Genomic DNA, 12,984 nt, shown 5'->3' with positions numbered 1-12,984 from the left:
GACCTAGATCAAATTATGTATGATGCGTCCCATTAGAACGGTGACGAAAACGTTTGCTTTCGGTCGTTATGTGGTTTTTTTGAAACTTTCAGTACAATCTGAGTCAGGAGATACAGATGCTTAAGCGTGACATGAACATCGCTGATTACGATGCGGATCTATTCGCAGCTATCCAAGAAGAAACTCTTCGCCAGGAAGAACACATCGAACTAATCGCTTCAGAAAACTACACAAGCCCACGTGTAATGGAAGCTCAAGGTTCTCAGCTAACAAACAAATACGCTGAAGGCTACCCAGGCAAGCGTTACTACGGTGGTTGTGAGTACGTAGATAAAGTTGAAACTCTAGCAATCGAGCGCGCATGTGAGCTTTTCGGTGCTGAGTACGCGAACGTACAGCCTCACTCAGGTTCTCAAGCGAACAACGCTGTATACATGGCGCTACTGAACGCAGGCGACACAGTTCTAGGTATGAGCCTAGCGCACGGTGGTCACCTAACTCACGGTTCTCCAGTAAACTTCTCTGGTAAGCTATACAACATTATCCCTTACGGTATCGACGAAGCAGGTCAAATCGATTACGAAGAGATGGAAAAGCTAGCTATCGAGAACAAGCCTAAGATGATCATCGGTGGTTTCTCTGCTTACTCTCAAATCTGTGACTGGAAACGCATGCGTGAAATCGCTGATAAAGTAGGTGCTTACCTATTCGTTGATATGGCGCATGTAGCTGGCCTAATCGCGGCAGGTGTTTACCCGAACCCAGTACCACACGCACACGTTGTTACAACAACAACGCACAAAACATTAGCAGGTCCACGTGGTGGTCTTATCCTTTCTAACGAAGGCGAAGACCTATATAAGAAGCTGAACTCAGCAGTATTCCCAGGCGGCCAAGGTGGCCCTCTAATGCACGTTATCGCTGGTAAAGCAGTAGCGTTCAAAGAAGCTCTAGAGCCAGAGTTCAAAGAGTACCAAGCACGCGTAGTTGCTAACGCAAAAGCAATGGTTGCAGAGTTTATCGCTCGCGGTTACAACATCGTTTCAGGTTCTACAGAGAACCACCTGTTCCTAGTTGATCTAATCGACAAAGACATCACAGGTAAAGAAGCGGATGCAGCACTAGGTGCGGCAAACATCACAGTAAACAAGAACTCAGTACCAAACGATCCACGTAGCCCGTTTGTAACGTCAGGTATCCGTATTGGTTCTCCTTCTATCACTCGTCGCGGTTTCACAGAAGCAGACGCGAAAGAGCTAGCAGGTTGGATTTGTGACATCCTAGATAACATGGGTGATGAGTCTGTTATCGAAGCAACAAAAGCAAAAGTGCTAGAAATCTGTAAGCGTCTACCAGTTTATGCTTAATTTTTTCTGCGTAGAGTGAACGAATTTCTGTGTCGCACATACTCATTTGCTAGCGCAAACTCCGTGTGAGCTCCTTGAACTTCGCTCATCTACTTTGAAAAAGAGTTTAAAAGGTCCCTTTGGGGGCCTTTTCGTTTTTAGGGGGGGGGGAGTTGAAAACTCCGCGCCTTTTGATTGAACGAAAGCTATTTGATTGAAAAATACGATTTGAAAGGCTCCTTTATAGGGGCCTTTTTTATATCTGGTGTTTAGGGGCTGAGAGTATAGAAGGCAGGTGCTAGAAAGAGTTAATGCAGTGACATTAACTCTTCGCGATTTGCGTGTTTTGGTTCTACTTTTTGATGCTGAGTAGGGTGCCTGACTTACATTTAAATGAGTAATAATGGCGGCTTTCGCTGAATTGACCTAAGCCTTCGCCATCACAATAGTCGATGTTGATATCGCGCATGATTTCTAGCGTATCTTCATTACTGAGGGCGAACTTGGAGCCGTCTGAGCAGACAATACGAACTCTTTCGTCATGGCTCACTGAATAGAGATCGACTTCTGTATTACATAGTTCAAAAGAGGCTTCACGAAAGTTGTCTTGTTGAGTATTGGAAGCACAACCTGCAGTGATGAGTGTTGCTGCGAACACAGTAAAAAGTCCGAGTTTTTTCATTGTTAATCCTTCACCTTTATTCTTTTTAGCGACGATTTTTGCTTCCTGCTTCGGGTAGCTTTTACAACGACAGGCTTCGACTCAAGGAGCGTAAGTAGATGTAAAGATATAAAAGTATAGGTGCAAATCGATAATTTATAATAAGTTTTTTGCTTTTAACTCGCGCCAATAAAAAAGACCAACACGAGGTTGGCCTTTATCAATCTAGACGATACGAGGATTTATCGAAATTGTTTCGCTTCTGGTAGGAATTCAAAGCCTGCAGTCGCGAGTCTTGCCTCGAGTGCAGCTTTATCAATATCGAAGAAGTTAGCGAGTTTATCGAGGTCGCCAGAGAAGTCGTCACGTAGCTTCATGTTTACGATGCTCATCAGCATCACAGGATCCATGGTTTCAAAATTCGCTAAGTTCATGCCTAGTCCTCGAAATCAGAGATCAACAAGTTTGCTGCAGCAAAAGCGGCACGTTCACGTGCTTCGCGTGGCAAAGACTCGTCTGCGGCTAAATCGTTGAGTGTTTTCACTGCACATGTAATAGCTTGAGGGATGTAGCCTTGATCGCCACTACCGATTTGAGAGTAAAGCTCACGAACTAAATCACAACAATCGTATACTTTCATTTCTATACCTAACTAAATGATAACTTCTCTCAATATACACACAGAGAAAAGCAAAAACAAAGCGCATTCAACGAATATTCAGTTTAGTTTGTTCTTGCTCAAGATCTCATTTTATGAGGTTAAACGGTGACCTGTTGTTCTAGCTGTAGTTTCACCTCATCGGCTAGGTTTAACTGGCGAGCGAGCTCTTTGAGGTACGCTTTTTCCATGAAATTCTGCTCATCTACCACAATTAACGAAGCGAGATAGATTTCACTTGCCTGTTGTGGGCTGGTGGCTAGTTGCGCAATATCACTTGGGTCTAAAGGTTTATGCAGTTCTTCAGAGACAAGCTTGGTCAGTTGATAGTCTGCGCCCATATTTTCAACCGCTTGTTCTATCTTCGCCATCTCTTCTTCATCAACGTGGCCATCCGCTTTTGAGGCGGCAATCATTGAGCGCAGGATCAGCAGATTATGATTAGAATCTTGTTCATCAAAGGTCGCTTGTGGAGATGAGTCCGGTGCGCCTTGTTTAGCTTGGTAATCGTTATACACCTTATAAGCTAAAGCGCCGAGTGCTGCAGCGCCGCCAATACCAACCGCCTTTTTGCCGATTTTCTTGGTTTTCTTAGACCCCATTAACGCGCCTAATAGACCACCACCAATTGCTCCTGCACCGAGCGCACCGAGTTTACCTTTGTCTTGAGTCAGCCCGCTTAAGCTGGAGGAGCCTTGAGAGAGCTTTTGGCTGCCTTGTTTTACCAGATCCGATTGTAATGCTTGGTTTAGTAAACTTTTAATATCCATGGAACCTCCAGAAATAAACACATTGGAATTGTCTTTAGATTCACTATACGTTCCCGAAGATGAACAGAGGATTAACTTACAATGATTTACATTCAGCTTAAGAGAGAGGGGAGAAGACGAGGGGCATAAAAAAGGCCGCCATGTGGCAGCCTTTTAGAGTTTTAATCGAATATAGGTTCAATCGAGTGTCGCTTCAATCGATGACGGTCTGCTTACTTAGCAAACTGAGCAGTTACGTGCTCAACGATTGAATCCATTGCGATTGCTTCTTTAGTGCCTTCGCGACGGTTCTTGTATTCGAAGTTGCCTTCTTTCATTGAGCGGTCGCCAATCACGATAGTGTGAGGGATACCAATTAGCTCGATGTCAGAGAACATTACGCCTGGACGCTCTTTACGGTCATCGAATAGTACTTCGATACCCATAGCTGTTAGTTCAGCGTATAGCTTCTCAGCTGCTGCTTTCACTTCTTCAGACTTGTGCATGTTCATTGGAACGATAGCAACTTGGAAAGGTGCTAGTGCGTCTGGCCAGATGATGCCGTATTTGTCGTGGTTCTGCTCGATTGCAGAAGCAACAACACGTGATACACCGATACCGTAACAACCCATCTCAAGGATAACGTTCTTACCGTCAGGACCAAGCACGCCACAGTTCATCGCCTCTGAGTAAACGTTACCCAGTTGGAAGATATGACCCACTTCGATACCACGTTTAAGCTGAAGTGTACCTTTACCACATGGGCTTAGGTCGCCTTCGATTACGTTACGTAGATCTTCTACTTGAGCAAGCTCAACGTCACGACCCCAGTTGATACCGAAGTAGTGCTTACCGTCTACGTTTGCACCTGCGCCAAAGTCGCTCATTACAGCAACAGAGCGGTCAACGATGAATGGTAGCTCTAAACCTACAGGGCCAAGTGAACCAGGGCCAGCGCCTACTAGTGCACGGATTTCTTCTTCAGAAGCCATCTCTAGTGGAGAAGCAACTTGTGGAAGGTTTTCCGCTTTCACTTCGTTCAGTTCGTGGTCGCCACGGATGATTAGAGCAATGATGTCTGCATCTACTTCATCAGAAGCTTTAACGAATAGAGTCTTAACTGTTTTCTCGATTGCTAGGCCGTGTTGCTCTACCAACTCTGCGATAGTTTTCGCGTTTGGAGTATCAACCAGTTCCATCTCTTGAGTTGGAGCCGCAGCTTCTTCAGTAGGAGCAAGTGCTTCTGCTTTTTCGATGTTTGCTGCGTAATCAGATTCTGTAGAGAATGCAATTAGGTCTTCACCGCTTTCAGCTAGTACGTGGAACTCTTGAGAACCACTACCACCGATAGCGCCTGAGTCTGCTAGTACTGGACGGTACTCAAGACCCATACGGTCGAAGGCTTTACAGTAAGCATCGTGCATCGCTTGGTAAGATTTTTCTAGACCTGCTTTGTCGATATCGAAGCTGTACGCATCCATCATGCTGAATTCACGTGCACGCATTACGCCGAAACGTGGACGACGCTCATCACGGAACTTAGTTTGAATCTGGTACAAGTTCAGTGGTAGCTGTTTGTACGAGTTTACTTCGTTACGAACTAGGCTTGTGATCACTTCTTCAGCTGTTGGGCTAAGAACAAACGGACGTGAATGACGGTCAGTAAAGCGAAGTAGCTCTGGGCCCATTTTTTCGCTGCGACCAGTCTCTTCCCATAGTTCAAACGGCTGCACTACGGGCATTAAAGTCTCAACTGCACCTGCATTATCGATCTCTTGGCGAACGATGTTTTCGACTTTACGCAGTACACGCAGACCGGTAGGTAGCCAAGTGTATAAACCTGAAGCTAGCTTACGGATCATACCTGCACGTAGCATCAGCTGGTGGCTGATAACTTCTGCGTCGTTTGGAGTCTCTTTCAGAGTAGAAAGAAGATAGTTACTGGTACGCATTCTATGGTATCCGTTTCATCATAAATTAAAGAAAATTTACTGCAGCTTTTGCCACAATAAATCCGATTTAGCCGCATATAATATCAGCCTATTTGGGATCTCAAAAGCGTTCAATGTCAGTAACATTGATGAAAAGTGCCTCAACAGTGAATTTCACGTTCAGATCGAACAAATTTACTGCATATTCCTTGGAATCTGGCTTGCCTTTCTTATAAGCAGGGCGAGGATCTTGGGCAAGTACCTCTTTGATCACGGCGATCATATGACGGCCACTTGGGTGTTGACTGAGTTTATGCTGCGCTTGTTGAGAGAAATTAACTTCTAATGTCATCGGCTCTTCGGTCGCAAAACCCCCTTGTGCATCTGGAATCGAATCTGAGTAGGGGATGTAGGGTTTGATGTCGATAATTGGTGTGCCATCAACCAAATCAACACTGCCCAATTCTAGGTAAGTTTGGCCTTTCTCTTGCGTGACACCTTTTAGCTCTATTGCTGACATGCCAATACCGTTTGGTCTAAAAGTGGCTCTAGAAGCAAACACGCCAACTCTATCGTTGCCGCCCAAGCGTGGTGGTCGAACCGTAGGCTTCCAGCCCGCTTGTAAGTTTTGGTCGAATAGAAACAGTAACCAAATATGGCTGAATTGTTCTATTTCTCGCACTGACTCTAAGCAGTTCGCGGTTCCCGATAGTTTGACGCGAGCACGTGCTGAAGGCACTAACCTTGGCTGTCTAGGTACGGCAAACTTCTCTTTATATGGCGATTCTATAAAACCAATAGGCTCAATTGTGTACATACTTTGGGCGTCTCAACTTACGATTTGTGGCAAAAATATCATAAAACCGCTTGTGTTTCTTTTGATAATAATTATCATTTGCAACGTTATATCATAACAATTAAATGATGGAGTAAAGAAATGAAGCCGAATATTCACCCTGAGTACCGTACTGTTGTTTTTCACGATACGAGTGTTGATGAGTATTTTCTAATTGGTTCGACCCTGCAAACGGATCGCACTATTGAGTGGGAAGATGGTAACACTTACCCGTACTTCACGATTGAAGTGTCGTCGAAATCACATCCTTTCTACACCGGCAAGCAGCGTGTGATCCATAAAGAAGGTCGCGTGGCGAACTTTACACGTCGCTTTGGTCAATTCAGCAAAGGAGAGAAGTAAATGAAAGTCGTTAAATCCCTAAAAAGCGCTAAAAGTCGTCATCCTGATTGCCAAATCGTGAAGCGAAGAGGGCGCCTTTATGTAATTTGCAAAACCAATCCAAGATTCAAAGCGGTGCAAAAGTAAGCGTCAATGGCATGTGAAAAGCATGTAAAAATCGGAGATGAGGTCACATTTTTCATTATTAGGCAGTGATCTCTTTCTCTAGCGAGCATTTTAACGATTTTAGAAGGTTTTTTATCGTACGGAGTAATTTTACTCGCAGTTGAATCAAGTAGTTAGGGTACGACGTATAAACAGAATGAATGTATTTATATGAATTATTAATCTGTTATTTGTATTTAAATTGGTGTTATTTGCTAATTTTTTGTTCTAATGGCGTTAATTTATATGATTTATTACACACTTTGTAACATTTTGCATTTCTAATTGACTGTTTTGTCGAGTACTCTGCGCCTGCAATTTGAACATTTTTGTCACATTTGCATAGGAATCACTACAAGGAGGGAACTGATGAGTTCATCAGCTTCAATAAAAAACAACTCGCCAAAGAAACCTATTTTTACCCGTTTTCTCGATGGTGTTGAGTATTTGGGGAATCTATTACCCCACCCGATCACTCTTTTCGCAATCTTTTGTGTCGCAATCTTAGTTACTTCAGGTATCGCTGGTTACTTTGAAGTGTCTGTTATGGACCCTCGTCCAGAAGGTGCCCCTGGTCGTGCTGCAGACGGCATGATCCACGTTGTAAGCTTACTTAATGCTGAAGGCTTACAACTTATCGTAACGAATCTCGTTAAAAACTTTGTTGGCTTTGCGCCATTAGGTACTGTGCTTGTTGCAATGCTAGGTGTAGCGATTGCTGAGCACTCTGGTCTACTATCTGCTGCGATGCGTGGCATGGTAATGGGCGCATCTAAGCGTATGGTTACTGTAACTGTGGTATTCGCAGGTATCATTTCTAACACAGCTTCTGAGCTTGGTTACGTGGTACTTATCCCACTTGCAGCAATGCTTTTCCACTCTTTAGGTCGTCACCCTCTTGCCGGTCTAGCGGCAGCATTCGCTGGTGTATCTGGTGGTTACTCTGCAAACCTTCTAATCGGTACGGTTGATCCACTGCTTTCTGGTATTACAGAAACAGCAGCACAAATGATCGACCCGACTTACACAGTTGGTCCTGAGTCAAACTGGTACTTCATGTTTGTGTCTACTTTCTTCATCGCAATTACGGGTGCATTCGTAACCGAGAAGATTGTTGAACCAAAACTGGGTAAATACAATGACGAAGAAGCGTCTGAAGATTTATCAAACGATTCAATGGGCAAGCTGACAGACGTTGAAAAGAAAGGTCTTAAGCTAGCAGGTATCGCAGTTCTAGCAGTATCAGCTCTTCTTGCTTGGACAATTGTTCCTGAAGACGGTGTTCTACGTTCTGCAGCTGGCACGGTAGCGGGTTCTCCGTTCCTTAAGAGTATCGTAGCGTTCATCTTCGTATTCTTCGCAGTTCCTGGTTTCGTTTACGGTAAAGTGACCGGCACAATGAAAACTGACCGCGACGTTATCGATGCAATGTCTAAGTCTATGTCTTCTATGGGCATGTACATCGTACTTGTATTCTTCGCTGCTCAGTTTGTTGCTTTCTTCAAGTGGACGAACTTCGGTCAAGTATTCGCAGTAGCGGGTGCAAGCTTCCTACAAGACATCGGTCTAACAGGTCCAATGCTGTTCTTCGCATTCATCCTAATGTGTGGCTTCATTAATCTGATGATCGGTTCAGCTTCTGCTCAATGGGCGGTAACAGCACCTATCTTTGTTCCAATGCTTATGCTTGTTGGTTACGCGCCAGAAACGATTCAAGCGGCTTACCGTATCGGTGATTCAACTACGAACATCATCACTCCAATGATGAGCTACTTCGGTCTTATCCTTGCAGTAGCAACGCGTTACATGAAGAACCTAGGTATTGGTACTCTGATCGCAACTATGCTTCCATACTCGATTGTATTCATCGTTGGTTGGAGCTTAATGTTCTACGTATGGGTATTCGTATTCGGCCTACCTGTAGGTCCTGGCGCTGCAACTTACTACACGCCATAGTACTGAATCGTAAATTCATAATGAATGTAAAAGCCTGCACAGTGTGCAGGCTTTTTTGTTCATGTTGTAGCTAGCTATAAACAACTTATAGAAGAGCTAATAGCGAGTATCACAAGACTACAGGCCTGCGAAACGATAGGTCAAACCTACCTCTAACGACCAACCTACATCTCTTTGGATAAGCGGGCTATCGGTATCATGGTGAATAAACTCAGCCTTACTGATACCAATCCAGTGAGGAGTAAACTCATACAGTCCTATCACACCAGCCTCATAAACAAATGTCCCGTCTGCATCAAAGGCGGCTAAGCCAGATGCGGTCGATTCTGCTGCGCTTATCCCATAAAGATGATTTGAGAGTTTTTCGTCACGATAGTCGACTTCAAAGTAGGGGGTAAGGGTGAATGCAGAATCCCAAGTATCAAGTGTGCGTCCTAGGTGCAGCTGAATTTCATAGCCTTCATGCTCTGAGGTTACATCATGCAGAAAAGTTACACGCGCTCCAACAGTGCCGAGTGTTAAGCCGAGTTCACCACTCCCGTCTCTGTCTTCAATACCATTAGGTAAGTCGGTAAAGGTATCGGACACTTCGGCGAAGCGCCACTGACCAGAAAGACCAACATAGGGTAAGACCTGCCAATTGGCTAAGCTGCCGTCAACAAATCCGATAGGGCCTGAATAGAAAAGGTTGGGTGTAGCACCCACTTGAGTTGAGTCCTTGGTTGAAAAGACGCTTTCACCTACAGTGAGGCTACCACCCACAATACCATATTCTTCACTGGCAAAAGTGGGGTAACTGGCAGTGACAGCCAGGGCAAGTGGAAGGGCGATGCGAGACATCATAAGCAATACTCCGTTATTGTCGTAATAGATAAGAACGGAGCAGTGCGAATTTTATTTCAGAGATGATTTATGAGTGGCTTAGCGTTTAGCAAGAATGCGATCGAGATGGTTGGCAAACTCTCGTCGATCCGTCTGTGAAAGTGATGCTGGGCCACCCGTTTGTACACCACTAGAACGCATGGTTTCCATAAAGTCACGAATATTGAGACGTGCTTTGATGGTCTCCTTAGTATATAGCTCACCACGAGAACTGAGTGCTAATGCACCTTTGGTTATGACTTCATCGGCGAGTGGAATATCTGATGTGATCACTAGATCACCCGCTTCGGTACGTTTGACGATCTCGTTGTCTGCAATGTCGAAACCACTGGGTACCTGGATCGAGTGAATGTTATTGCGCTTTGGAACAGGCACTACGTGGTTGGCAATAAAGGTACACTCAACGCCTGTACGCTCTGCGGCACGTACGATGGTTTCTCGAATTACCTTAGGACAGGCGTCGGCATCAACCCAAATCTTCATCATCTATTCTTTCTCTGCTAGTTTTGCTTCAAGTTGAGTTACACGCTCAGTAAGGGCGATCACTTGTTGTTCGAGTTGTGCAAGTTTGTCGGTGGCATTGTCTTGTGGAGCTGCGACTTCGACTTTTGGAACTCGGTTGGCACTCTTCCAGCTTTTAATCGTCGTTATCAGTGCCGGCATTGGCACCGGTGTACTCATACGTGCCTTGACCAGTGCAACCGTCGGTTCTTTTCCTTGAGCTTGCAGTCCTTCCAGAACACTTTTTAGCTCGTCTGAGACATCTTTCGTTAGCATATTAACCTCCATAACGTCATCTCTCTGTATGTTACTCGCTCAAGCTGTGGATAGCGAATCCTAAAAGCGACATTCGCTTGTGAGAGATCTCTTACAAACGTTGTGAGATAACGCGAATACTTCTTTGGAGAAATTGATATGCATATGGTTAAGGTATTGAATTTTAATTGTTTTATATAATTAACAACTTGGTTGAACTCAAAATGTGATGCAAATCTATTGTCCGAAATCCTAAATCGCGTAAATTAAACCTTGTCGGAAGGAGTCTGACACGGAACAGGAAAGCACCAAGGATTTGGTTATCTTCAGGATGAAGATTTGGTTACTTAGGATGAGTGATCAAGCATGGAGCGTAAGGACATTGTAGGGATACGACAGTTGATAGGACATTAACTGCAACGGATTGGCAATGGACACCTTTAGGATAAAGGTTAGGAACAACATCAGGATGATGTAAAGGACACCGCTCACGGAACAAGTGATGTGCGCTAACGAGGATTGTTAGCTTTCAGGATGATAGGACACCGCTAGGACGGCGAAGTAAAGGAAAGAGCTGAAGGATTACAGCCACTATTATGGATGATGCATGGAGCATTAATTAGTAGCCGGACTGCTGCGAGTAAGACCCTAGCCCTGACACTTCGGTGTCGGGGCTTTTCTTTATCTATTCAAATTCAATATTGTCCACACAAGGAGTGTGATATGACGATTGCGACTGCAAGAACTTTAATCGTGCCGTATACCGAGCAGCTAGAACTTGATTTTATCAAGCTCAACTGTTGTCCGGTAAATCGAGCAGAAATGAATGGACCTCATACCATCTCATCAGCAAAGCGTCTGTTTCAGCACATATTATCTGATCAAGAAGGCTTTGCCCGCGCCATTCTTAATAACCAAACTCGCGAATATATGGGACATATCTTTATCTCTCACAGCGAAGGTCGTTATGAGCTGGGATTTATTCTAGACAAGCGCTTTTGGAATCAAGGTATTGCCAGCGAAGTGGCGAAACCCTTTTTCAATATGGCGAGATTTGAAGCGGATCTGAATGAGGTTGTGGCAACAGTGAATGTCACTCACAACCCCTCCATTAAATTGCTAGACAAGCTAGGCTTTGAATTTGCAGGAACCAAGCAAGATGAATTTGGTCCTTACCACGAATATCGTTACTCGGAACTTAGCGAAAAGAAAATCACATTCTATGAGGCTGTAGCTCAAAACGCATCGCGCGAAAGCCAACCATGGTAAGACTGCCTTTGTAGCAGTCATCACCTAGAGCAGAGAATTCGAACTGATATACGGTGTGCCAGCGCCAAATTGTGGTTAACTCGTGACGCATTTTTAATTTGTGACCACTGAATGCCACGCTTAGCAACTGAAGATCGAGTTCTTTGCATTTTCTCGCAATCGCCGCCTTAGCAAGCTCTGACTGTCGGCGTTGCTGCCAAAACAGAAAGCAAAAGAAACAAAGAAACAGAATCCCCAATAAATTATCTATCATTCTTCGACACGTCCTTTTGTATCAATCCGGTTTTAATGCTTGTATTCAATCTTCACAAAGCTTGAATTGATTAGGCTTTTGCAGCTTGTTGTAGCTTAATCAAAGCGTTAGCTAGTTCTGGTGATGGGTTCGAGTTTAAGAGTGGTAAGAATACCATTCGTAAGCTTGGAATCATCACAAGATCAGCAAACAGCTGATTGAACAGGTTCTGGTTGCCTGTTTGGGCAAGGCGAAGCAAGAACTGCTCTGCGATTTTAGCGTCTTGTAATGTGTGCCAGCCTCTTCCTGCAAGACCAATCAATACCTCTTGGTGACTCAGTCTTGGGCTAGCCAGTACGCTGTTGACGACTTGTTTTGCGATTGAAGAGTCAGCGCCTGATAGAGCACGAACTAATGCAGACAGTAAGAATAGGTCTGGATCTTGGCTGTTGATCTGGTCGTCAGCCATCTCTTGAATACGCTCTGCAAGCTTATCGCTAAGAGTGGCGTGTTCAAGTGCACCAAGGGTGGCATAAAGTGGTTCAGAAGGCAGTTTGCGAAGGGCTTTACGAATGGCAACGCCGTTTTGCTTATCGCCTAAACGAGCACACATATCCGTGATGCCTTGCAAGCCCACGGTCTGCCAGTTCTCCCAACCAAGATCGCCCGTAAAGTAGTGCTGTGCATGCTCATAGTACTGGCTCGTTGGCAGTGATAGCTCAGCGCGAACTTGGCTATGGAATACCGCCATTTTGTCTTCTGATGGCTTAAAGGTATATGGGTTGTTAGAGAGCTTTTGTTGCTGCTCTTCACTCATATCGCCACTTAGACGAGTGCCCATTGCCTCCAGTACGAATTTTAAGAAGTTACCGATATCAGCTTGGCTCAATAGGCCGCGCTCATCGAGCTTAAATTTTAGAAACCAGATCCAAGGCTGCTTCTGTTCGTTCCAGTAGCTGATTGCTAGGTGTGCCTGTTTTTGTAATGGGAACGGGTAGGGCTGCATGCCTTGTTCAACATCGGCAAATAGATCGTTGTCGACTTTTTGAATTCGACGGCCAAGATCGTAGATTTCATATTGGCAGCCGCTATTTTTCAACAGCTGGGTGAGCGTGTGAATTGTTTCCATCAGTAATAAGCTCCTAACTTTCTTTCCCCAATAGATGGTACTCTATGGCCCAATTTCAAGGTCATGCGATAAA

At 44.6% G+C, this 12,984-nt stretch carries 16 protein-coding genes; 5 read left to right on the top strand and 11 right to left on the bottom strand.

The genetic code is table 11. The features are described from left to right. Positions 1 to 116: 116 nt before the first annotated feature. Positions 117 to 1,367 carry a serine hydroxymethyltransferase gene (gene glyA / locus FIV04_RS11285; RefSeq protein WP_150869141.1) on the top strand — a complete coding sequence of 417 codons (1,251 nt, stop codon included), beginning with the start codon at positions 117 to 119 and terminating at the stop codon, positions 1,365 to 1,367. Between the two features lie 331 nt (positions 1,368 to 1,698). Here the strand turns inward: glyA and FIV04_RS11280 are convergent, their stop codons facing one another. From FIV04_RS11280 to tsaA, 6 genes are all read right to left on the bottom strand, one after another. Further along, the gene (locus FIV04_RS11280) at positions 1,699 to 2,028 is read right to left on the bottom strand and encodes a hypothetical protein (RefSeq protein WP_032551679.1); all 330 of its coding nucleotides are present in this window, start codon (positions 2,026 to 2,028) and stop codon (positions 1,699 to 1,701) included. Positions 2,029 to 2,249: 221 nt separating this feature from the next. After that, positions 2,250 to 2,441: a DUF4250 domain-containing protein gene (locus tag FIV04_RS11275; protein ID WP_152469169.1), complete on the bottom strand. Its 192-nt coding sequence runs from the start codon at positions 2,439 to 2,441 to the stop codon at positions 2,250 to 2,252. Positions 2,442 to 2,443: 2 nt separating this feature from the next. Then, positions 2,444 to 2,647: a YaeP family protein gene (locus FIV04_RS11270; protein WP_032551682.1), complete on the bottom strand. Its 204-nt coding sequence runs from the start codon at positions 2,645 to 2,647 to the stop codon at positions 2,444 to 2,446. 119 nt (positions 2,648 to 2,766) lie between these two features. Further along, positions 2,767 to 3,435 (bottom strand): tellurite resistance TerB family protein, encoded by a 669-nt coding sequence (locus FIV04_RS11265; protein ID WP_152469168.1) that lies wholly within the window; start codon positions 3,433 to 3,435, stop codon positions 2,767 to 2,769. Positions 3,436 to 3,647: 212 nt separating this feature from the next. After that, positions 3,648 to 5,366 (bottom strand): proline--tRNA ligase, encoded by a 1,719-nt coding sequence (locus tag FIV04_RS11260; protein ID WP_152469167.1) that lies wholly within the window; start codon positions 5,364 to 5,366, stop codon positions 3,648 to 3,650. A gap of 100 nt (positions 5,367 to 5,466) precedes the next feature. Continuing rightward, on the bottom strand, positions 5,467 to 6,162 hold the full coding sequence (gene tsaA / locus FIV04_RS11255; RefSeq protein WP_152469166.1) for a tRNA (N6-threonylcarbamoyladenosine(37)-N6)-methyltransferase TrmO: 696 nt from the start codon (positions 6,160 to 6,162) through the stop codon (positions 5,467 to 5,469). Between the two features lie 120 nt (positions 6,163 to 6,282). On the opposite strand from tsaA, the gene FIV04_RS11250 reads away from it, so the two are divergent. From FIV04_RS11250 to FIV04_RS11240, 3 genes are all read left to right on the top strand, one after another. Beyond that, positions 6,283 to 6,543: a type B 50S ribosomal protein L31 gene (locus tag FIV04_RS11250; protein WP_150869137.1), complete on the top strand. Its 261-nt coding sequence runs from the start codon at positions 6,283 to 6,285 to the stop codon at positions 6,541 to 6,543. Further along, positions 6,544 to 6,669: a type B 50S ribosomal protein L36 gene (gene ykgO, locus FIV04_RS11245; RefSeq protein WP_005380299.1), complete on the top strand. Its 126-nt coding sequence runs from the start codon at positions 6,544 to 6,546 to the stop codon at positions 6,667 to 6,669. Between the two features lie 387 nt (positions 6,670 to 7,056). Beyond that, positions 7,057 to 8,643 (top strand): AbgT family transporter, encoded by a 1,587-nt coding sequence (locus FIV04_RS11240; RefSeq protein WP_032551689.1) that lies wholly within the window; start codon positions 7,057 to 7,059, stop codon positions 8,641 to 8,643. A gap of 117 nt (positions 8,644 to 8,760) precedes the next feature. On the opposite strand, the gene FIV04_RS11235 is transcribed toward FIV04_RS11240, so the two are convergent. From FIV04_RS11235 to FIV04_RS11225, 3 genes are all read right to left on the bottom strand, one after another. Beyond that, a complete protein-coding gene (locus FIV04_RS11235) occupies positions 8,761 to 9,486 on the bottom strand; it encodes a MipA/OmpV family protein (protein WP_152469165.1) in 726 nt (241 codons plus the stop codon). 78 nt (positions 9,487 to 9,564) lie between these two features. Next, on the bottom strand, positions 9,565 to 10,008 hold the full coding sequence (locus tag FIV04_RS11230; RefSeq protein WP_150869436.1) for a YaiI/YqxD family protein: 444 nt from the start codon (positions 10,006 to 10,008) through the stop codon (positions 9,565 to 9,567). Between the two features lie 3 nt (positions 10,009 to 10,011). Continuing rightward, the gene (locus FIV04_RS11225; RefSeq protein WP_032551692.1) at positions 10,012 to 10,302 is read right to left on the bottom strand and encodes a hypothetical protein; all 291 of its coding nucleotides are present in this window, start codon (positions 10,300 to 10,302) and stop codon (positions 10,012 to 10,014) included. A gap of 702 nt (positions 10,303 to 11,004) precedes the next feature. Between FIV04_RS11225 and FIV04_RS11220 the strand changes: the two genes are divergently transcribed. Then, positions 11,005 to 11,550 carry a GNAT family N-acetyltransferase gene (locus FIV04_RS11220; RefSeq protein WP_032551693.1) on the top strand — a complete coding sequence of 182 codons (546 nt, stop codon included), beginning with the start codon at positions 11,005 to 11,007 and terminating at the stop codon, positions 11,548 to 11,550. Here the strand turns inward: FIV04_RS11220 and FIV04_RS11215 are convergent. After that, entirely contained in the window at positions 11,495 to 11,803 is a 309-nt protein-coding gene (locus FIV04_RS11215) for a DUF3301 domain-containing protein (RefSeq protein WP_150869133.1), read from the bottom strand. The two genes, FIV04_RS11220 and FIV04_RS11215, sit on opposite strands and share 56 nt — an antisense overlap. A 70-nt stretch (positions 11,804 to 11,873) precedes the next feature. Beyond that, positions 11,874 to 12,911 carry a DUF3549 family protein gene (locus FIV04_RS11210; RefSeq protein WP_152469164.1) on the bottom strand — a complete coding sequence of 346 codons (1,038 nt, stop codon included), beginning with the start codon at positions 12,909 to 12,911 and terminating at the stop codon, positions 11,874 to 11,876. Positions 12,912 to 12,984: the final 73 nt, after the last annotated feature.

This window comes from Vibrio sp. THAF190c (assembly GCF_009363355.1).
GTDB classification, from domain to species: domain Bacteria; phylum Pseudomonadota; class Gammaproteobacteria; order Enterobacterales; family Vibrionaceae; genus Vibrio; species Vibrio fortis_A.
The sequence above is the reverse complement of the archived record's forward strand: the minus strand, read 5'-3'. Positions and strand labels throughout refer to the sequence as shown.

What these genes read in the sequence shown, in the direction of transcription:
- glyA (WP_150869141.1), top strand. Translation starts at nt 117, where the DNA reads ATGCTTAAGCGTGACATGAACATCGCTGATTACGATGCGGATCTATTC.
- FIV04_RS11280 (WP_032551679.1), bottom strand. Translation starts at nt 2,028, where the DNA reads ATGAAAAAACTCGGACTTTTTACTGTGTTCGCAGCAACACTCATCACT.
- FIV04_RS11275 (WP_152469169.1), bottom strand. Translation starts at nt 2,441, where the DNA reads ATGAACTTAGCGAATTTTGAAACCATGGATCCTGTGATGCTGATGAGC.
- FIV04_RS11270 (WP_032551682.1), bottom strand. Translation starts at nt 2,647, where the DNA reads ATGAAAGTATACGATTGTTGTGATTTAGTTCGTGAGCTTTACTCTCAA.
- FIV04_RS11265 (WP_152469168.1), bottom strand. Translation starts at nt 3,435, where the DNA reads ATGGATATTAAAAGTTTACTAAACCAAGCATTACAATCGGATCTGGTA.
- FIV04_RS11260 (WP_152469167.1), bottom strand. Translation starts at nt 5,366, where the DNA reads ATGCGTACCAGTAACTATCTTCTTTCTACTCTGAAAGAGACTCCAAAC.
- tsaA (WP_152469166.1), bottom strand. Translation starts at nt 6,162, where the DNA reads ATGTACACAATTGAGCCTATTGGTTTTATAGAATCGCCATATAAAGAG.
- FIV04_RS11250 (WP_150869137.1), top strand. Translation starts at nt 6,283, where the DNA reads ATGAAGCCGAATATTCACCCTGAGTACCGTACTGTTGTTTTTCACGAT.
- ykgO (WP_005380299.1), top strand. Translation starts at nt 6,544, where the DNA reads ATGAAAGTCGTTAAATCCCTAAAAAGCGCTAAAAGTCGTCATCCTGAT.
- FIV04_RS11240 (WP_032551689.1), top strand. Translation starts at nt 7,057, where the DNA reads ATGAGTTCATCAGCTTCAATAAAAAACAACTCGCCAAAGAAACCTATT.
- FIV04_RS11235 (WP_152469165.1), bottom strand. Translation starts at nt 9,486, where the DNA reads ATGATGTCTCGCATCGCCCTTCCACTTGCCCTGGCTGTCACTGCCAGT.
- FIV04_RS11230 (WP_150869436.1), bottom strand. Translation starts at nt 10,008, where the DNA reads ATGAAGATTTGGGTTGATGCCGACGCCTGTCCTAAGGTAATTCGAGAA.
- FIV04_RS11225 (WP_032551692.1), bottom strand. Translation starts at nt 10,302, where the DNA reads ATGCTAACGAAAGATGTCTCAGACGAGCTAAAAAGTGTTCTGGAAGGA.
- FIV04_RS11220 (WP_032551693.1), top strand. Translation starts at nt 11,005, where the DNA reads ATGACGATTGCGACTGCAAGAACTTTAATCGTGCCGTATACCGAGCAG.
- FIV04_RS11215 (WP_150869133.1), bottom strand. Translation starts at nt 11,803, where the DNA reads ATGATAGATAATTTATTGGGGATTCTGTTTCTTTGTTTCTTTTGCTTT.
- FIV04_RS11210 (WP_152469164.1), bottom strand. Translation starts at nt 12,911, where the DNA reads ATGGAAACAATTCACACGCTCACCCAGCTGTTGAAAAATAGCGGCTGC.